A 19,552-nucleotide genomic window follows, 5' to 3' on the forward strand; every position below is an offset into this window, starting at 1 on the left:
GACAGTGAATATTAGCGCAGAAAATGAAAAAACCATCAAATATACAAATCAAGCGAGAAGAGTTACGCTCCGGTTCATTTGCTGCGTTGCAGCCGTGCGTGTCATTCTCACCTGGTTTAAATACCCATTCCAAGGAAGAATTATTCTCGTATATAAAAACGAAAACTGCCTGCAAATACAGACAGTTTCCAATTGCTTTATTTCTATTCATTCGAGACTTAGAAAGCCGGAATGATCGATCCTTCGTATTTTTCCTCGATAAATGCTTTGACCTCCGGCGATTGCAGAGCTTTCACCAGCTTCTGAACGGCTTCGGAATCTTTATTGTCTTCCCTTGCGGCAATGATGTTAGGAAACGGGGAATCCTTATCTTCCATGAAGAGAGCATCCTTGGTCGGAACAAGCTTCGCTTCCAAAGCGTAATTCGTATTAATCAGCGCCAAATCCACTTCATCCAATACACGAGGGAGCATGGCGGCTTCAAGTTCATTAATTTTCAGCCCCTTGGGGTTCTCCACGATATCCTTGGCGGTTGCTGCGATGCCTACCCCATCCTTCAGCTTGATCAAGCCGTTTTCCTCGAGAAGCACAAGAGCGCGTCCTCCATTGGAAGGGTCGTTAGGAATGGCGACCGTGGCCCCATCCTGCAATTCGTCAATGGACTTAATCTTGTGAGAGTAGGCGCCGAACGGCTCCACATGAATGCTTCCTACACTCACCAGCTTCGTTCCTTTATCTTTATTGAACTGCTCCATATAGGGAAGGTGTTGGAAAAAGTTTACATCCAATTGTTTCTCATCTACCTGTACGTTCGCTTGAACGTAATCGGTAAACTCTTTAATTTCCAGAATGACGCCTTCTTCTTTCAACTTATCCTGAACCAGCTTCAGAAGCTCGGCATGCGGCACGGCAGATGCTCCCACCTTCAAGGTAACCTCCTTGGCGGCAGGCTCGGAGCCTTGGGAGCCGGATGGCGAAGCAGAAGGAGAAGACGACGGCGTAGGAGCCGCGTTCTTCTGTCCGCAGCCCGCAAAGGCGACTAAAGCGATAATAAGAAGAAATGCAAGTACTACCTGTTTTTTCATTAGGTTTCTCCCCTTTTCTTTAATTTATCTATTGCATTATTTGCGGATGAATCGGAGAACGAGACGATCCCCGACCATCTGCAAAACTTGCACCAAAATAATTAATATAAGTACGGTGGCGATCATGACTTCCGTCTGGAAGCGCTGATATCCATATCGGATGGCAAGATCCCCCAGCCCCCCACCGCCGATCATGCCCGACATGGCGGTATAAGATACCAGCGTGACGGTGGTGATGGTGATCCCTGCAATCAGGCCCGGGAGCGACTCCGGCAGCAGCACCCGCAAGACGATCTGGGCGCGTCCCGCCCCCATGGATTGGGCAGCTTCTATAACGCCGCGGTCCACTTCCCGCAGAGCGGTCTCTACGAGGCGGGCGAAGAACGGAGCGGCCGCAATGACAAGCGGAGGTATCGTTCCCTTGACACCCATAGAGGTCCCGACCATCAGCTTCGTTAACGGAATAAGTGCAACCATCAGGACAACAAATGGCACGGAACGCAGCACGTTAACGATGAAGGAAGTGATCAGATTGACAGCCCGGTTCTGCAGCAAATTTCCCTTGGTTGTCAAATAGAGCAGAATACCCATCGGCAAGCCGATGATAAACGTGAACAGAGTGGATAGACCCAGCATGATCAGCGTCTGCTTCGTCTCCCGGGCAATTTCGGCCCAATCGATACTAGCCCAATCCATGCTCGTACACCTCCACATCCAGCCCGCGTTCTATAAGCAAGCTTACGGTATCATCCGCGGCCTGCCGAGGCCCCTCAATCTTAACAACCAATTGCCCGTACGGGGTACTTTTCATCCGGGAAATCGTTCCCTGCAGGATCGAGAACGTTACGCCCGTTTCCTGCACCACGCGGGACAAAATTGGCTCGTAAGTAGATTCGCCAAGAAAATTGATCTTTAAAATCGTGGAGTCCGGAGAGAGCTTCTCGTCCCGGAAATCGATGCTATCCGCTACTTGCTCAATGAACTGTTTGGTCACTTCATGCCGAGGCTTCAGGAAGACCTCTGCCACAGGGCCCTGTTCGATGATCCGGCCCTGATGGATGACCGCCACCCGGTCGCAGATCGAACGGATAACATGCATCTCATGGGTAATCAAGACAATCGTGATCCTTAGCTTGCGATTGATATCCAGCAGCAGACTGAGGATCGAATTCGTCGTCTGCGGGTCCAGGGCGGAAGTTGCCTCATCGCAAAGCAGAACATGCGGGTTAGTGGCCAGAGCCCGGGCGATGCCGACTCTCTGCTTCTGTCCTCCGGACAATTGGGCCGGATATTTCCTGCTCTGCTCCGTCAGGCCGACCAGCTCCAACAGCTCCCGCACGCGTTGGTTCACTTCCGCCTTCGGCGTCTTGATCAGCTTAAGCGGGAAAGCGACATTCTCCTCTACGGTTGCCGAGGACAGGAGATTGAAATGCTGGAATATCATTCCGATCCGCCTCCGCTGCTCCTGCAGCTGCTTCGTGGAAAGTGCCGTAAGCTCCACTCCGTCGACGACAACGGAGCCGGCTGTCGGACGCTCCAGCAAATTTATACTTCTGAGAAGGGTGCTCTTCCCGGCACCGGAATGCCCGATGATTCCGAAAATTTCCCCTTGCTCAATGCTCAAATCGATGTCATGCAAAGCGTACGTCGTATGGGAACCGCTTTGGTATTGTTTTTGCACATGGCGCAATTCAATCATGGATTCACCTCAATATAAGAAAAAGCCCTCATGCAGAGCAAAAAGGGCTTTCCGATCTAATCGAAACCGTCCTTTCTCATCTGCCAGAATCATTCGATTCTGAAGGAATTGGCACCATTGTCACCGCACGCTGCTCGCGCACGATCGGTTGCCGGGCTTCATAGGGCCTGTCCCTCCGCCTCTCTGGATAAGAAAATGCCGTATTCAGTTTTGTTGTTCCTGAGAAATACAAGCCTCAGTATACCCCATCCCGGTTTCGTTCGTCAATCCTCTTTCCTAAATCGCCATGATTCATCCATACGCAGTAAAACGTGGTAAATTTTGCTTCACATCACAACAAAAGAACAACTAATCCATACTAAGTTGATTGGTTATATATGTTTTTACAAAAATAGCATATATTTGAGGCCAATGCAATACTTAAACCCTTTTTAGTTTCAATTATTTTGCAGTCCAGCCGTTAACAAAGCAGTGAATCGCTTCAAGCTCGATTTCCCCGGGCTCTTTCCCCACCCGACGGGTATATTCTTGGAGGATTCGATGAAGCTCCCCTTCCGCTTCCACCGTAATAGAACACAGCAGCTTTAACAAACCGCTATATTCCAGGTACTCGTTGCGGGATAAGGGCATTTCATGCGACAGCACATAACAATCGGCGTCATACCGATCCAGCTTTTCCAATAGATCAAGAACAGCCTGGACCGTATATTTTCCGCCAAGATCGGGGTACATACAGTCTCCCAAGAACAGAACTCCTCCTGCCCGGCCTTCCTCCGCCACATAAATAACGGTGGAATCCGATGAGTGGTCTCCCCCTACGTGTTCAACGGTACAGCGGACGCCGCCCAGATCGATGTCCAGCTTATCGGTGAAGGTTTGATCCGGCAGCCGGATAAGGATATCGCGGTTGTGGGCGAATTCCTTCTTAATCATGTCCGCACAGAAGAGAAATTCACTTCCTTCCCGCACCCTCTCATCCAGAGCTTCGTCCGTCCATGAAAGCTTCGCCATATTCTCCAGTGCCTGCTTCGTCTGCAGATGGGCAATGACCGGCAGATTAAGCCGATCCGCACCGAAAACATGATCCCAATGGCAATGGGTTAGCACAACCGCGTGAAGCTTCGTGATTTGCCGTTCCGCCAGCGCCTCCAAAAGAAGCGAGGCATGCGACGCAGAATTTCCCGCATCCATAATCAATGTCCGCTCCCGGCCGCAAATTGCGGCGAGAACAGGCCGGTCGGTTTCCTCCTCAGGCGGCATAAAATAGACGGCATCCGTCAGACGCTCGAGCTTCTTTTCCTTCATTAGAATAGTTCCCCTCTCTTAGACTTAATCGCTAGCTATCCGCTTCATTGCCGGATTGCGCCGTTCCCGCGTCCTCTCTGGACGCAACTACCAGACGCTGCAGAACGTCAAGCACCTGCCGGAGATCCTCGAGCGGGACCTTGGAATAAAACCGGCGCACGAGCCATTCGTCAATCGATTGAAGCAGCGCGGCATATTCCTCTCCACGCTCCCCCAGCCGGATGAACGACTCCCTTCGGTTGTCGGGATTCGTCCGGCGCGTAATCATCCGCCCTTCCTCCAGCTTCGGCAGCACCTGACTGACCGCGCTTTTGGAAATTTGAAAATGTGCGGCAATCTGGTTCGCCGTAACCGGCTGATTGCGGATAATATAATACATGAACAGCTCCTGCTGCGGTGTCAGGTGATAGCTCTTCAGACGCTCCGCTTGCTTCGTATTCTGCCAAACCAAGGACTGAAACTGTTCGAAGGACTGATTAATTTGATCCATTACTTTCAAATACTCGTCCACCCTGTCACCTCCCAGAGGTTTATGCAGTTTAGTTTATTAAACTTAACTATATAAGTCAACCATTTATACCTGCCCAATTACGAATTCTTATTCAAATATACACGAAAATTATCGTTAGGGAGCCCACCAGTTCCATCGGCCGAGCAGCTTCATCAAAGACGGGACGAGCATCATGCGAACAATAGTGGCATCGATTAGGATGGCCGCAGCGATTCCTATGCCAAGCTGCTTAACCCCCGCTACCCCTCCCCAAGCGAAAGGAGCGGTCACTGCGATCATTATCGCCGCCGCAGAGGAAATTATTTTACTGGTGATTGTCAATCCTTCCAGTACGGAGCGTTCATTGTCTTTAGTCCGGAGATAGATTTCATAAATTCTCGACAGCAGAAACACCCCGTAATCCATGCTGATACCGAACGTCAGGCCGAAAATAAACACCGGTATCATGATGGCGATGCTGGTCGGCTCCAACCCGAACCTGCCGTCTTGGAATATCCATACAAGAATGCCGAAGGAAGCTCCGAGGCTTAACAGATTCATCAGAATCGTTTTGAGCGGTATCCACAAGGAGCGGAAAGCGAGAAACAGAACAAGGAAGTTGGACCCGAATACAAATAAGAAAACATATTTAAGCTTGGTCCTGATTTCATCATAGACCTCCTGCTGATATTTCGGCTCCCCGCCAACCTGGATGGAGAGACGGGATGACAGCTCCTCCTCCGCCCCCCATTTTCGGGCCCAATCGATGGCTGTCTTGGAGGAAGGGCCGCCATTCAACGTCACGGCAATGAGCATGCGGTTTCCTTGAACGAAGGGCTCTAATAGCGGGCCGAACCTTTTCTTCAACTCGGCGTTCTGAGTAATCATATGAAGCTGCCCAGGGGTCAAGGAAAGCCGGTCGAAGACAGTTTCGACTCTTAATACGCCGGGGCTGAGCCGCAATCGCTCCGCCAGATCATAGACGGCCAGCCAATCGTTTCGGTCCGGGTGAATTTGTCCGGCTTCCGCTACCATATACACTTGCGAGACAGTGGGAGGGGAAAAATATGCGGCGAACCGCTCCGCAGTTTGACGGGATTCGTAATGACGGGGCAAAGAGGTGGCATCGGGAACGGTCATTTCCATCCGGGCGAGGGGCAGGAGACAGACAAGAAGAGCCACAGAGGCCAGCGTACCCATTAGGACCGGCCGCCGCATGACATAAGCGGATAGAGCGGCCCATAAGCTGCTCCGGACAATCCGGCGCCCTCGGCCTTCCGCCTGCAGCCGTCCTCCTGCCAGCACCAGCAGAGCCGGGACCAAAGTGAACGTTAGCAGCAGCGAAACGGTAAGTACGATCATGGCGCCGATCGCGACCGAGTTAAAAATGGGCATCCGGATGAACAAAGTGCCCGCCAGTCCCAGGTATACGCATAAAGCGGAAAAAAATACAGCCCGGCCGGCTGTGGACATGGCGATGCCCAGCGCCTTCGGGAGCGGATGCCTACGAAGCTCCTCGCGAAAGCGGCTGACCAGCATCAGGGCGAAATCGATGCTTAACGCCAGCCCCACCATAGGAATGACGTTCAATACGAATATGGACAGCTCCAATCGGGTTCCCAGCCCATACATAATACCCATGGTCCCTATCACCCCGATCAATCCTACAACAACGGGGATCATGGAGCTGATGAAGCCTCCGAAAGCGATCCAGAGGATGATGAACGCCAGCGGTACCCCTATCATCTCCGCCTGGGTCAAATCGGCATGGCTGGTCCGGTTGACATCCTCCTGAACGACCGGCTTCCCGGTCATTGAAACCGCCAACCGATCGTTATCAGGGAATAGACTTCTAATGTCGTCTAGAACCTTTTGAGTCTCGCGGGCAGGGGTATCCAGCACCAGCAAAGCATAAGCTGCCTTTTCCTGCAGCATTCCTTCCCTGGTCCATGGGGAGATCACCTCCCGGATGCCGTTCACCTGCTCCACCCGCCGAAGCATACCGGCGATTTCCAGATGAAACCGCTGCGGAGAGAGCGGATTCTTGTTCTCAAAGAGCAGGATCACCGGCTCGTCCGGTATATGAAAATCCGCAGCTAATATTTGCTTCGTCCGGGCATAGTCCCCTTCTACCCTTAGCCCGTGATCCTGCAGTACGGCAGGGAGCTTGACGGCGAAGCTTCCGCATACCACAAGAAAGACAAGCCACGCGGCTACAATCGCACGAGAATATCGGACCGCCAGTGTGGCAAACCATTGCAGCACAACATTCTCCCCCAGACGCAAAAAAGTTTATCTCACAAGCCCCTCATTTTAACCGCACAGCTGCGCATGCCTCCTCCTCTACCGTTCTCTCGGGTTCACACAGGTTATCCGGGTCCTTTCGACCATCCGGCCGGCCAAACCGGGAAGCCGATATCCTAAGCGGAACAACAGAGGAGACGCTACCCGGCTGCCAAGCATCCTTTGCAGCCATCTGCCCCATCGCAGCGGAGGCATGCATTCCTGCCGCAAGGCCCGGGTATACTGCTGCCTCCATTCGTCCAGCCCGAGGCTCCCCCGCAGAAATTCGTCCGCCCACCGCGAACATAATACGACCGTGCGCAGAGCTACCGCCATTCCGTCCCCGCATAGAGGAGGAATCATCACAGCAGCGTCTCCGATGAGGGGCACCTGCCCCCAGGCGGTTGGTTTTCGGCTGATGACTACAGGGTATACGGCCGCTTGTGTCTCCGCAAGCGGCATTCCGCCAACAAGTCTTCGCTGCAAGGCGGGATTGCGTTCGGCCGCCCATTCTATAGCGTTTTGCACGGATTTTCCCGCGTGATAGAAGGCTTCCCTGGTCATCAGCGCGGCCACGTTATGACGATTTCCTTCAATCGGGGCTATGCCCAAATAGCCCCCCGGAAACAGGTACAGCTCGACCCGGTCTCCTCGCTCCATGCCGGAATAGTGGGCTTTCACCCCGACATACGATTGGTGAAGAACGGATGCGGCCGGAGCCAGTCCGGTACGGGGGCGGCGCCCCCAGGCACCAATCACCGCACGGGCTTCCACGATTTGCCGCACGCTCCGGCCGCGAAGCTCTAACCGGTGCCCCTCCCCGTTCCTGCTGCCTATCGAAATAACAGCGGTGCCGCTTATGAGCTCCGCCCCCCGCTCCTGGGCAGCATGCTGCAGCGCATGATCCAGAGCGAAACGGCTGATCCCGAGCGCCGTCCCCGGCAACGGAATGTCCAGCGACCATTCATTGGCCGCAGTAAGCCTGACCGTTCTCATCGCGCTTGGCTGCAGCGGCTGGAGCAGTGGCAGCAGACCAAGGACAGACAAGCTGTCCAGCGATTCCGGAGACAGAAATTCCCCGCACACCTTATGTCGGGGACAGGTATCCTGATCAATTAAGACGGTGCTCCAACCCATTCCGGCCAGAGCCGCCGCCATGCTGCTCCCGGCGACTCCTCCGCCGATTACTGCCGCATCGTACCTTCGCATCGTCCCCCCCTCCTTCCCGACGGCCGGAGCCGGCCAATGCTTAGTTGACCGGCTTTTGAGCGGTCACCACGTATCGGAACAACGGCCGCCAGGTTATGGACAGGTTGGGGACCGGCAAGGTGTCCCTCAGACGCTGCCACTCTTCGGCCCGGAACCCTTTGGCCACGGATAGCGGGCCGTCGTTGCGGATATAGCGGTTGCGTGAAATCGACCGGGTGACCAACCAGACAGCCAGCCAGGCGAGCCAATGCCGGTGAATATCCTGTATGACAATGCCCATTCTTGAAGCCTTCAGCATCTGCCGGACGACCCCCGGCAATTGTTCGGATGCGAAATGGTGGACAAACTGGGTGGCGGTCACAATATCCGCGCAGCCTTCCGGCAGCTGGAACAAATCCTGGCGGACGACACTCACTCTCGGTTCCCGGCTGAATAATTGCCGTGCTTCCGCACACGCCTCCTCCGTAATATCCGAGATCGTGATGGTCAGATCGATCCGCTCACGGTCCGCCCAGCGCAGAAGCCGCCGGTTGACATCCCCCGAGCCTGCACCGATGTCCAATATCGAGAATCGCTCCGGCTGTCCCGCTGCCGACCAGATCTGCCGGACTCCATAGAGCGTCGGCCCGGAAGCGGCAAAAATCCGGTTCAACCGGCGCAAATGGCGCAGCGCTTCACTCAAATCCGGGCCTCCGGCTGTCAAATCGTCCATCAGCTCCGGCTCCGCCGCTCTCCGCTTCAACGATGGAATCAATGGAGTCCCTCCTTTACTCCGCCCTTCCGCTTATCCGCGGCTTGCAGGCGGCACATAAGCCATTTGCATAATTTCCGCTGTAAGGCCGGGTCCGAAGGCTAAGGCGATTCCTTCTTTCCGGGCGGTTTCGGCCGTTTCCATAGAACATCTTATGGCTTCCAGCACGAACAGAATCGTCGCCGACGAAAGGTTGCCATATCGCCGGAGAATCTTTCGGCTGGCGGCCGTCTGTTCCTCGCTTAAGCCATATATCGTTTGCAGCGTATCGATAATGCCGCGGCCGCCGGGGTGAATCGCCCAAAATTCGGGGGCGGGGCCGCCTTCCAGAAGGCGCTCCACTTCGGGAGGCACATACTCACCGATCCGCTGCGGAATGAGCGGCGACAGATACAAGTTAAAGCCGTAGTTTCCAACCTTCCATATCATCTCGTCAGCCGATTCGGGGAAGAGCACCGTTCGGCTGCGGCCCAAGGCCAGCATTCCCCGTTCAGAGGAATGCGCGCCACCGACCACGCAGGCCGATGCCCCGTCGCCGAAGAACGCTGCGCCGAACAGCGCCTCCCGGTCTGCTGCGTGTTGGATATGCAGCGTGCACAATTCGACGCAGACGATCAGCACCTTCGCCTGCGGGAGGTGCTCGACCATGCGGCGGGACAGCCGGAGTGCCGTCATCCCGGCAGCACAGCCGAGGAAAGTCAGCGGAATCCGCTCGACGTCGGCGGGCAGGCCAAGCTGCTGGACAAGGACGGCATCCAGCCCGGGCAGGAATAAACCCGTACAGCTGACCGTAATCAAATGGGTAATGTCGCCCGGACTTATCCGGCTGTCCTTCAACGCCAGGCTTCCCGCCTCGAAGCCAAGCTGCGCCGCCTCTATTCGGAATTTCTCCATCCGCTCCTCGGTGGAGGGCACCTCTTGGGGGCGCGAATAGGCTACATAACGGCAGCGGTCACCCCGGTTTAACAGCTCGGGCTCACAGGTGTAGCGCGTTTCTACGCCGCAGTTGCGAAATATTTTACCGGCCCAGCGCGCCGCCTGCCGATGCCCCGACTCGACCAGGGCATCGGTGAGCTTGCTTGAGGCTTCCTCCTGTTCCAGCCGGTAAGGTGGCACGGCAGTGCCTATGCCCAATATAGCTATGTCCGGCCCGTTGCTCTTCATCTGCTTCTTCCTTTCTCTATCGCTTTAAAACGATCTATAAGACCGTAGTGACGCAAGAAAGCTATCATCCATTCTCGGCAGGCATGTGGTATGTGGGACAAGATCCGCTATAGAATAGTATGAAGGCAGCTAGTGAATTATGTTTAAAACAAAAGGCAGGCCCAAGTTGGCCTGCCGTAATTTCTTTTATGGAAGCTCAGAACGATTTCCCTTCTCATCCGGACTGGCAACCGGATATTTCACCGAATACTCGGCGGATGCGAGCCAGGAGCCGGAGGCGAAATCCCTGCCTCTAACCACCACCTCGTCCCCATACACTTCTACATAATAGCCCTGGCTTCCCTTCTTGTAATCCTCCGTATCCGTCGACAGGTAGGCCACGGAAGCCGTATTCAGCATAGTCCCGTATCGCGACAGGTACATGGTGCGAGCGGAACCTAATTCCCAATGAGAATGCCCGGTGAACAAGATCGTTTGCGGGTATTTGGCCAGAATGCTCTTCATCTGCGAATCCTGCACGACTCCATGCCAATCCCGCGAACCGGCCACCCCGTCCTTCAGCGGTTGATGAAGAAATACGAATACGGGTTTGCGGGAATCCGATCCTTCCGCCAGCTTCTCCTCGAACCAGTTCAGCTGAACGTCTGATAAATAAGCATCGTCCTTCAACCCCTGCTCCGTTCCCAAAAAAATAAAATGATATCCTTCCAGCCAGTGGTCATGATAAAGGCCTTTCATTCCCGTCTTGCGCAAAAAACGTTTCCTGCGGTCGTCCCAATCAGCCCAGCGCACATCGTGGTTTCCCATCGTAAACAGCATCTTGGGCCGACCGTTCTCCTTCCATATTCTCAGCATTTCATCATATTCCGGCTCCGTTCCGGAATCCGTAATATCTCCGACCAGCATGATCCCTGCGCTGTCCGGACAATGCTCCCGGATATCCTTCAACGCTCGGTCGAAGTTCCGGTTGAAATCGTGGTTCTCGTCCGTTGTTACGTGGATGTCGCTAATTACCTGAAAGCGGATGAGCGGCTTAACGGCGGATGAAGGCGCTTCCGAATAATTTGTCATTGACAGCCCTCCCGAGCTCTTTTTCTTCTCCTTCATTCTAACAGGATTTTGCAGGAAATTGACCCCTGTCCCGCAAATAAATTATCCCCCATGGCTTGTCCGCACTTGTCAGCAGTCCTGCCGGACGGGACGACAGCGGATGAGCCCTTTTTACCGTAGTAATAGCGATTATCGGCATCACTTCGCGGCAAGCTTCCGTTAATTTCCTGTCAACCTTCGCTCTATAATCCTGTATTGTTTTTCCAGCAGAAACCATCTTATACTTAGGAAGAGATAAAATTAAAAGAACGGTCCGTCATTGCAGCGGTCCGGAAGGAGGTACCAGATGAATCGCGATACGCTGGAATTGTTTCGCACTTTGACAGAGCTGCCGGGGCCTCCCGGTTTTGAGCATGAGGTGCGCCGATTTGTCCGCGCTGAATTGGAGAAGGTGACTACGGAAGTGATCAGCGACCACTTGGGCAGCATCTTCGGCGTCCTGCGGGGCGACGATAGCGGACCCAAAGTGATGGTCAACGGCCATATGGACGAGGTCGGGTTTATGATCACAGGCATTAAGGACAATGGCATGCTTAAGTTCAAGCCCTTGGGCGGCTGGTGGAGTCAGGTGCTGCTCGCCCAGCGCGTTCAGATCTTGACCAAGCAGGGAACGTTATTCGGAGTCATCGGCTCGACCCCTCCCCATCTGTTGGATGAATCGCAGCGCAGTAAGCCGGCGGACATCGGCACCATGTTCATCGACATCGGGGCCGACAGCCAGGAGCACGCAATGGAGCTGGGCGTTCGTCCGGGCCTGCCTGCCGTTCCCGTCTGTCCTTTCACCCCGCTGGCGGACGGCAAGAAAATTATGGCGAAAGCCTGGGACAATCGCTTCGGCGTCGGCCTTGCACTGGAGCTGGCCAAAGAGCTGAAGGGGCAGCACTTCCCCAACGTCCTCTATACCGGCGCAACGGTTCAGGAGGAGGTCGGGCTTCGCGGCGCACAAACGGCGGCGGCGCTTATTGAACCCGACATTTGTTACACGCTCGATGCGGGCCCGGCCAACGATACGACAGGCGACCGCCAAGCCTTCGGCCATTTGGGCAAAGGAACGCTTGTCCGAATTCTGGACAGCTCCATCGTCCCGAACCAGGCATTGATCGAGTTTATTCTCGATACGGCGGAAACCCATGATATTCCTTATCAATTCTTTGTTTCTCCTGGAGCAACCGATGCGGGGAAGGTCCATCTGTACGGCAAGGGCGTACCTACCGCAGCTCTGGGGGTATGCGCCCGGTATATCCACACTTCCGCTTCCATCCTGCATATCGACGATTATGCGGCGGCCAAGGAGCTGTTAGTCCGTCTGGTGCAGGCCACGGACCGGACCCTGGTGCGGACGGTCACCGAGCAGGCGTAGGAGTTTATTCTATGGAAAAGAGTTCCTGACTTTCCCAGTAATTAAGATAAGCGTCCATTCCGTTCCGAAGGTACACGCCCTGAAGCTTCATACAACAAAGAATCAGTGACCGGCGCATGCTGAAATGGATTCGTAGGGGGCTAACTCCCGGGGCAGTGAAGGAAAACATCCTTGTCGCGAATTCATTCCGTGGGCCAACATAAATTCCTGCGATAATACATCAATTATGAAGCGAATGGAGATGTTCGAAGGAAAAGCCTGCAACAATACATGAAATCGAACTGGAAAAAAGATGCACTTTTTCAAGCTTTAATCCAATAAGCGGGGGAACACATCAAAAAAGATGTACTTTTGCGGGCTTTAACTCGACAGCTATCGATAGTGATCAAAAAGATATACTTTTGCGTTTTTTGCCGCCCCAGCCGCTAGCCGCTACCAGCTATCGTGAAAAAAGCTCCTGACGGAGCCATTGCGAAGATGAAAACCGCTGCCGCCTCTAAAGCCGCAGCGGTTTTACTATTGCCGATAAAAAACATCCCAAGCCGCAGCCGCTCTTCCTTGAACGACAGCGGTGGAGTTTTTTCTATTTATCCCGGTTGGTGAAATAAATGACATGCGGACCGGGCGCTCCGCCGGTCAGGCTGATCTCGGATTTATAAGTATTTCCGTTGGCCCCCAGTATGAAGTCGGCAAACGGCCAGGCTTGCTCATAAGTAATAAAATCAGACAGCTTCAACCGGTTCCCCCACTTCACCACATAATGCCCAAATCCTCCCGAAGGATTGTGATAGAGCGTTACCGCGCGGGGATGATGGTGACCGTTCTCGATGACCACTTGAAGCCGGTACATGACTCCGTAGTTTCCGTTATTAACCACGCTGCCGCCATCTACCGCGTTATATCCTGTCTCGTATTCCCCGGGCATTTTATCGCTCCATTGACCGGATTCGGCGCTGGAGATGCGGATCAGCGCATTTCCCATGGCGGTGTTGTATTTCAGAGTCCCTACGCGGTCATAATGCGGGAAGGTTCCCCGCGTATGCGAATCGCCAGGCAGCACGGGAACGGTGACCGGATTATCCGGGCGGTCTTTATAATTCAGCACGGTTACCGTCACCGCTGCAGGCCGGTTACCCTTCTTGGTTTTGGCCAGGAATTGGGCGATTCCGCTGTTCGTGTATGTGGGCGCCGTAGGAGATTCGATATAATAGCTTTCTCCGGGGGCAAGCGTCGTAAGAAACTGTTTGTTGAAGTTACTTGCCATGAAATCGGCCAGAGCATCCTGTCCGGCAACGTCGACATAATAGCTCGTTCCGACCCCGCTGCCTTCCGTAAACAACTGCACCGCTTCCTCCGACTCATTCGTGACGGCCACCGCCACCGTCACCGTCTCATTCCCTGCATTCTGATGGTGCCAGAACACGCGGAAGGAATCGCTAACCGAATCCCTGTAGAACGCTCCCTGATTGGTAAATGATTCCGGGGAATCGCTGAGAATCAGCTTGCCTCCAACTCCGGTAAGCTGAGGCTTCTCCAGAGGCACAGCCGGCTTCAATTCGGATACGGGAATAACTCCCTGACTTGCAAAGACGGTGCTGGCACTCAGCAGGCCGATCAACATGAAAGCTAACAGAATTCTGACCCGGTTCATCGAACATCTCCTTTACACAATTGGTTGGAAGAAGCAGATCTTCCCTGCTCAGCGGCATAGCTAAAGTCCTTCGTAGTCTTAACAGGCCCTGGAATAGGCATACCAAAGCAAATCCGTACCGCGCCTCCGGGCCGTCTTCCCGACATCGCTCCCCCCTTCCAGGATTCAGTATAAACTCGCCGCCTATCCCCCATTCTATTCTTCAAGCCATTAAACTTTCCTCATTAAACGCGGAGGATGTCCGATCAAGGGCCTGATTGCCTGCCATGCATTACAGCAACGAGGCTTCCCGGGAAGGAGCGTTACGAATAGAGGGGGAGCCGTCGCCTGTTTCAGCTCCCATGCATTTCCTTCGCGATGGAGCGGAATGATAAGAATCTACAGACTTTTGACCCGCGCAGGACTATTTGGTACAGTCGGTATGGAGGTGATCTTAATGTTAAAATTGGGCGTTCTTGACCAATCTCATATAGGCGAAAACCGAACGGCCGCAGATGCGTTGAAGGAAACGACTCGGCTTGCGCAGGAAACGGAGAAACTCGGCTATACCCGATATTGGGTATCCGAGCATCATGCCTCTAAGGCGCTGGCCTCCTCTAGCCCTGAAGTGCTGATCGCGCATCTGGCGGCGGCGACCTCCCGTATCCGGGTCGGCTCGGGAGGAATTATGCTGCCTCATTACAGTCCGTATAAAGTGGCGGAGAACTTCCGCCTGCTCGAAGCGCTTCATCCCGGAAGGATCGATCTCGGGCTGGGACGCGCCCCGGGAGGCTTGCCCCTGGCGACAAGGGCTCTTCAGGAGGGGAAATATACCGGCATAGACCGCTACCCTCAACAGGTGGCAGATCTGACCGGCTATTTGCACCAAAATTTGCCCGAGGAGCATCCTTTTGCCGCACTGCAGGCTGCTCCTCTGATCTCTACGGCACCCGAAATATGGCTGCTGGGCTCCAGCAGTGAAAGCGCGCGGATAGCCGCTCAACTGGGAACGGCCTATGCCTATGCGCAGTTTTTCGGCGTGCCGGGCGGAGAGAATGCGATGCGGATTTATCAGGAGCAGTTTCGCCCTTCCTTTCTGAATGAGAAGCCGAAATCGATCGTAGCCGTGCTGGTTATATGCGCCGATACGGAAGAGGAAGCGGAACGGCTGGCCTCCAGCACCGATTTGTTTTTCCTGCGTCTCGAGCTCGGCATGGAGCTGTCCTTTTTTCCGTCGGTAGAGACCGCCCTGAGTTACCCGTACACGGAATTCGACAGGGAGAGAATCCGTCATGGGCGCGAGCGCCGGATTGTCGGGTCCCCGGAGCAGGTCAAGGAACGCTTGCTCGCGGTCAGCGAACAATATAGCACCGATGAAGTGGTCGTGATTACCCCTACCCACGATTTCGTGGCACGCGTCCGCTCGTACCAATTGCTTGCCGAAGCGTTCGGGCTGGGCGATTAAAAGGCAGTGTGATGCAGAGTGTTTGCCAATCCATTCAATAAAAAAGCTCCTAACGGAGCCCTGTAAAATTCCCGCATAGTGACGCGTTGCCTTCGAAGCGTATTCCGTCCGCACACCAACGGAGTCGGCGTCTAAACCTTCCTCTAATCGCGGTCGCTCTTCATGAATTTGCTACGATACTTTGCGGGAAGCAAATGATGAGCAAGGGAAAGCCACTTTTCGCGTCCGGGTAGATAAGGACGTCGCAAAGACGAGCAAGGGAAAGCCACTCTTCGCGTCCGGGTAGGAGGACGTCGTAAAGACGAGCAAGGGAAAGCCACTCTTCGCGTCCGGGTAGGTAAGGACGTCGCAAAGACGAGCAAAAGTGCATTAGAATCCGCCCCATTTCCCAAAAAAGAGCGAAAGACGCTCAAATGTGCAGTTCTTTTGGACCAAATGAGGGCATTTCGCAAAAATCACTCCAAAGACCTGCACTTTCGCTCTAGAATTAGGCATTACGCGACTTTTTCAAAAAAAGACCTGCACTTTCGCTCTAGAATTAGACACTTCGCAGCTTTTTCCAGAAAACACCTGCACTTTCGCTCTAGAATTAGACACTTCGCAGCTTTTTCCAGAAAACACCTGCAGTTTTGATTGTCTTTTACACAATTCGGCGGACGACCGGGGCTGTCCAAAAAAGTGAAACTATCCGGTGCTGAGCGGTGCTGAAAAATCGCAAACCGGATTTGGGGACAGCCCGCTGATTGAAAGAGGCACTATCCGCTAAAAGCGTTCGGTTTTAACTAAGGAACTGAATAAGCTCTCAAAACTTAAAAAAGAGGAAGCCTAAGCTTCCTCTGATTCAATCCATACCCATTATTGGTGAAGAGCGGCCTGGCGCTTGAAATGATCCTCAAGCACAATACAAGCCATGGCCTCGACCACCGGAACGATCCGCGGGCAGATGCAGGGATCATGTCTTCCCTCGGTGCGGATGATCTGCTCCTTGCCCTCAACGTCGATCGTTTTCTGCGGAACGGAGATGGAGGAGGTCGGTTTCACCGCCACACGGAAAATAATTTCCTGTCCGGTGCTTATTCCGCCAATGATGCCCCCCGAATTGTTGCTCAAGTATCCGCTGCTGTCCATTGGGTCGTTATGCTCGCTTCCCAGCATCTGGGACGCTTTGAAACCGGCTCCGAATTCAATCCCTTTGACGGCTCCGATCGACAGCATTGCCTTGGCCAGCTCCGCATCCAGCTTATCGAATACAGGCTCGCCCAGCCCGGGCATAACCCCTCGGATTCGGCATTCGACGACCCCGCCGCAGCTATCTCCAACGCGGGCGAGCGATTCGATCTTGTCCACCATCGCCCCCACCACTTGCGGATCGCAAGCACGAACGACGTTGTTCTCGATTTCGCTCTCCACAAAATCTTTGCACTGGATGCCGCCAACCTCAGTCGTATAGGCTACGACACTGACGCCTCTTCTTTCCAGCATCTTCCGGGCCAAGGCTCCGGCAGCGACCCGTGCGGCGGTCTCCCTGCCCGATGCTCTCCCGCTCCCCCGGTGATCTCTGATCCCGTATTTCTTCAGGTATGTGAAGTCCGCATGCCCCGGCCGGAAGGAATCTTTAATGGAATCGTAGGCGGACGGCCTCATATCTTGATTGAATAAAACCATGAACACCGGAGTGCCGGTCGTCCTCCCTTCGAAGGTTCCCGACAGAATCGACACGATATCGTACTCCTTGCGCGAAGTCGTCACGGAGGATTGCCCCGGCTTCCTTCTATCCATCTGCTTCTGAATATAGCTTGTATCGATTTCCACTCCCGGGGTCACCCCATCGACGATGACGCCGACCGCCTCTCCATGGGATTCTCCAAAGGTCGTTATTTTAAACATTTGTCCGAACGAATTACCTGCCATCTCAAGCTACCTCCTGTCTATTTCCATAAGTCCGTTTCGGTAAATAAACATTCCTGTTTACTTGCCGGGCGATTCATTGACTATCCGGTTGACTCCTATTATAATGTGAAAACTGGAATAAATGAAATTCAAATATCCATACTCTGACATAGAGGTGCTCTATATCATGATTTCATTGGAAGGATATCGTATTTTTCTTCATACGGCCAAATCGGGAAATTTGACGAAGGCGGCCCAGGAGCTGCACATTACTCAGCCGTCCGTCAGCTATGCGATCAAGCAACTGGAAGAATCGTTGGGCGTCAAGCTGTTCAACCGGCTGTCCAAAGGCGTGGAGCTGACCGCGGAAGGCCGGGCCCTGCTTGAATATGTAGAGCCCTCCTTCTCCCTGCTGGAAGCCGGGGAGACCAAGATCCGCTCGCTCAAGCAGCTCGAAACCGGCGAGCTTCGCATCGGGGCCGGCGGCTCTCTCATCCGCTATCTGCTGCTGCCGTACCTGAAGCATTTCCGTACCCGGTACCCGAATATTCGTATACGTCTGACTCATGGCAAAACCCCCGATCTCGCCAAGCGGCTGATAGAAGGGCAAATTGATCTCGGAATTGTGCACATGCCGTTTGCGGACCGGCTGCTGGACGTTCGCTCCTTCATGACCATTCAGGACTGCTTCGTGGTCGGGGAAGCCTACCGGGAATGGTCGGAGCGGACTCTGGAGGCGGAGGAATTGGGCCGCCTGCCCCTCCTGCTGCTGTCCAAAGGAAGCAGCACCCGGCAATTCGTCGAGCAGTGGTTTGCCGCGCAGAGCCTTCCCCTCGAGGTCGATATCGAGCTGGGCAGCCTGGAGCTGCTAATCGAGCTCGCACAGCTTGGCTTCGGTGCCGCATTCGTCACCCGCTCATTCGTCAGCAAGGAGCTGGAGTCACGCAGCTTGTACGAATTGCCTATTCGCGAGCCTATTCCGGAGCGCAGCGTTGGAATTGCTTTGCGGCGGGACATTTCACTGTCCGAGGCGGCCGCCTGCTTCGTGGAGACGCTGACGTCTCCCCTGCCATAAATACGCATAGCAGAACAGATTGGGAGGATGCTAGAATTGATTGTAGATACATTGAAAGTGTTTGTTACCGTCGTGGAGCAGAGCCATTTCTCCAGAGCGGCCGAGAAGCTGAACCTCTCCCAGCCCGGAGTCAGCCTTCACATCCGGAATTTGGAGAACGAATTGGGGAGCAAGCTGCTGCATCGTACCTCCAAGCACGTTAAACTGACGGAGGCCGGCTCTATCCTGTATCAACGGGCCAAACAAATTCTGGCTTTATATGAGGAAGCCAAGGAAGAGATTCACCTATTAAGGAATGAAGTAACCGGTTCATTGACTATCGGGGCCAGCTTTACTATCGGTGAGTACGTGCTTCCACATTTGCTGGCGGATTATACGATGGACTATCCTCTGGTCGATGTTTACGTGACGATTGCCAATACGGAAGAAATCTCGAGAGGAGTCCGCGCGAATGAGCTCGATCTCGGTCTGATTGAAGGTGAGGTCGAGTTCCCGGAGCTGCTCGTAGCCCCGCCGTTTGCCAAGGATGAAATGGTGCTGGTGGCACCTAACGATTATCCTCTCTGTTCCCTGGCGCCGATAGAGCCGAAGGAGCTGCAGGATCAAGTATGGGTTTTCCGGGAGACGGGGTCCGGAACCCGTGCGTACAGCGACCGCTTCATTATGGAATCCGGCCTCCGGGTGAAGCGATCCTTCGTGTTTAACAGCAATCAGGGGGTGAAGGAAGCGGTCATGGCCGGACTTGGCATCGCGGTTTTGTCCCGTAGGGTCATCCGGAAAGAATTGGCGTCCGGAGATTTGAGCGAAATTGCCATCGCAGGGAAAAAGATGACACGGGATTTTTCCATTCTTAAAGATCCGAAATCCCCTTCCACAATGGCTGTCAACACGTTCATAAGAAAGCTGAGAGAACAAGAAAAGACTAATGCCGCTGGAAGTCAATAATCCTAGACCGAAGAGCAGTCTCGATCCTTTAAATCTAACGAATAAACTTATAACGGATGACCGTTTAAAGCCTCAGTTTATACTTGAAGAC

The 19,552-nt window shown here is 53.9% G+C and carries 16 protein-coding genes and 1 riboswitch; of the genes, 4 read left to right on the plus strand and 12 right to left on the minus strand.

Annotated elements, in window-relative coordinates; all coding sequences use genetic code 11:
• Positions 1-218: 218 nt before the first annotated feature.
• The 10 genes from ACFQ03_RS07300 to ACFQ03_RS07345 form a co-directional block, all read right to left on the minus strand.
• Entirely contained in the window at positions 219-1,085 is an 867-nt protein-coding gene (locus ACFQ03_RS07300; protein WP_379287141.1) for a MetQ/NlpA family ABC transporter substrate-binding protein, read from the minus strand.
• Between the two features lie 36 nt (positions 1,086-1,121).
• Complete coding sequence (locus tag ACFQ03_RS07305; protein WP_379287143.1) at positions 1,122-1,781, minus strand: methionine ABC transporter permease; 660 nt, start codon at positions 1,779-1,781, stop codon at positions 1,122-1,124.
• The gene (locus tag ACFQ03_RS07310; protein WP_379287145.1) at positions 1,768-2,784 is read right to left on the minus strand and encodes a methionine ABC transporter ATP-binding protein; all 1,017 of its coding nucleotides are present in this window, start codon (positions 2,782-2,784) and stop codon (positions 1,768-1,770) included. Before ACFQ03_RS07310 ends, ACFQ03_RS07305 begins: the two co-directional genes overlap by 14 nt.
• 73 nt (positions 2,785-2,857) lie before the next feature.
• A riboswitch (SAM riboswitch) is annotated at positions 2,858-2,978 on the minus strand.
• A 247-nt stretch (positions 2,979-3,225) separates the two neighbouring features.
• Positions 3,226-4,089, minus strand: coding sequence for an MBL fold metallo-hydrolase (locus ACFQ03_RS07315; RefSeq protein WP_379287148.1), 864 nt, complete (start codon positions 4,087-4,089; stop codon positions 3,226-3,228).
• A 31-nt stretch (positions 4,090-4,120) separates the two neighbouring features.
• Positions 4,121-4,600 (minus strand): MarR family winged helix-turn-helix transcriptional regulator, encoded by a 480-nt coding sequence (locus tag ACFQ03_RS07320; protein ID WP_379287150.1) that lies wholly within the window; start codon positions 4,598-4,600, stop codon positions 4,121-4,123.
• A gap of 114 nt (positions 4,601-4,714) precedes the next feature.
• Positions 4,715-6,844, minus strand: a complete 2,130-nt coding sequence (locus ACFQ03_RS07325) for an MMPL family transporter (protein ID WP_379287152.1) — start codon at positions 6,842-6,844, stop codon at positions 4,715-4,717.
• A 78-nt stretch (positions 6,845-6,922) separates the two neighbouring features.
• Positions 6,923-8,071 (minus strand): NAD(P)/FAD-dependent oxidoreductase, encoded by a 1,149-nt coding sequence (locus tag ACFQ03_RS07330; protein ID WP_379287154.1) that lies wholly within the window; start codon positions 8,069-8,071, stop codon positions 6,923-6,925.
• A gap of 40 nt (positions 8,072-8,111) precedes the next feature.
• Positions 8,112-8,825 carry a methyltransferase domain-containing protein gene (locus tag ACFQ03_RS07335; RefSeq protein WP_379287156.1) on the minus strand — a complete coding sequence of 238 codons (714 nt, stop codon included), beginning with the start codon at positions 8,823-8,825 and terminating at the stop codon, positions 8,112-8,114.
• A gap of 30 nt (positions 8,826-8,855) precedes the next feature.
• Positions 8,856-9,986 carry a type III polyketide synthase gene (locus ACFQ03_RS07340; protein WP_379287158.1) on the minus strand — a complete coding sequence of 377 codons (1,131 nt, stop codon included), beginning with the start codon at positions 9,984-9,986 and terminating at the stop codon, positions 8,856-8,858.
• Between the two features lie 186 nt (positions 9,987-10,172).
• Positions 10,173-11,057, minus strand: coding sequence for a metallophosphoesterase family protein (locus ACFQ03_RS07345; RefSeq protein ID WP_379287160.1), 885 nt, complete (start codon positions 11,055-11,057; stop codon positions 10,173-10,175).
• 325 nt (positions 11,058-11,382) lie between these two features.
• On the opposite strand from ACFQ03_RS07345, the gene ACFQ03_RS07350 reads away from it, so the two are divergent.
• Positions 11,383-12,456, plus strand: coding sequence for a M42 family metallopeptidase (locus ACFQ03_RS07350; RefSeq protein ID WP_144933688.1), 1,074 nt, complete (start codon positions 11,383-11,385; stop codon positions 12,454-12,456).
• A gap of 583 nt (positions 12,457-13,039) precedes the next feature.
• On the opposite strand, the gene ACFQ03_RS07355 is transcribed toward ACFQ03_RS07350, so the two are convergent.
• The gene (locus ACFQ03_RS07355; protein ID WP_144933687.1) at positions 13,040-14,107 is read right to left on the minus strand and encodes a hypothetical protein; all 1,068 of its coding nucleotides are present in this window, start codon (positions 14,105-14,107) and stop codon (positions 13,040-13,042) included.
• A gap of 436 nt (positions 14,108-14,543) precedes the next feature.
• Between ACFQ03_RS07355 and ACFQ03_RS07360 the strand changes: the two genes are divergently transcribed.
• On the plus strand, positions 14,544-15,551 hold the full coding sequence (locus ACFQ03_RS07360; protein ID WP_379287162.1) for an LLM class flavin-dependent oxidoreductase: 1,008 nt from the start codon (positions 14,544-14,546) through the stop codon (positions 15,549-15,551).
• 855 nt (positions 15,552-16,406) lie between these two features.
• Here ACFQ03_RS07360 and aroC read toward each other — a convergent pair.
• Positions 16,407-17,462, minus strand: coding sequence for a chorismate synthase (aroC, locus tag ACFQ03_RS07365; protein WP_144941804.1), 1,056 nt, complete (start codon positions 17,460-17,462; stop codon positions 16,407-16,409).
• A 166-nt stretch (positions 17,463-17,628) separates the two neighbouring features.
• On the opposite strand from aroC, the gene ACFQ03_RS07370 reads away from it, so the two are divergent.
• Positions 17,629-18,516: a LysR family transcriptional regulator gene (locus ACFQ03_RS07370; protein ID WP_379287165.1), complete on the plus strand. Its 888-nt coding sequence runs from the start codon at positions 17,629-17,631 to the stop codon at positions 18,514-18,516.
• A 36-nt stretch (positions 18,517-18,552) separates the two neighbouring features.
• Complete coding sequence (locus ACFQ03_RS07375) at positions 18,553-19,461, plus strand: LysR family transcriptional regulator (protein ID WP_144941800.1); 909 nt, start codon at positions 18,553-18,555, stop codon at positions 19,459-19,461.
• The last annotated feature ends 91 nt before the right edge of the window (positions 19,462-19,552 follow it).

Origin of the sequence: Paenibacillus residui (assembly GCF_042677205.1) — a bacterium.
Classification (GTDB): Bacteria; Bacillota; Bacilli; order Paenibacillales; family NBRC-103111; genus Paenibacillus_L; species Paenibacillus_L residui.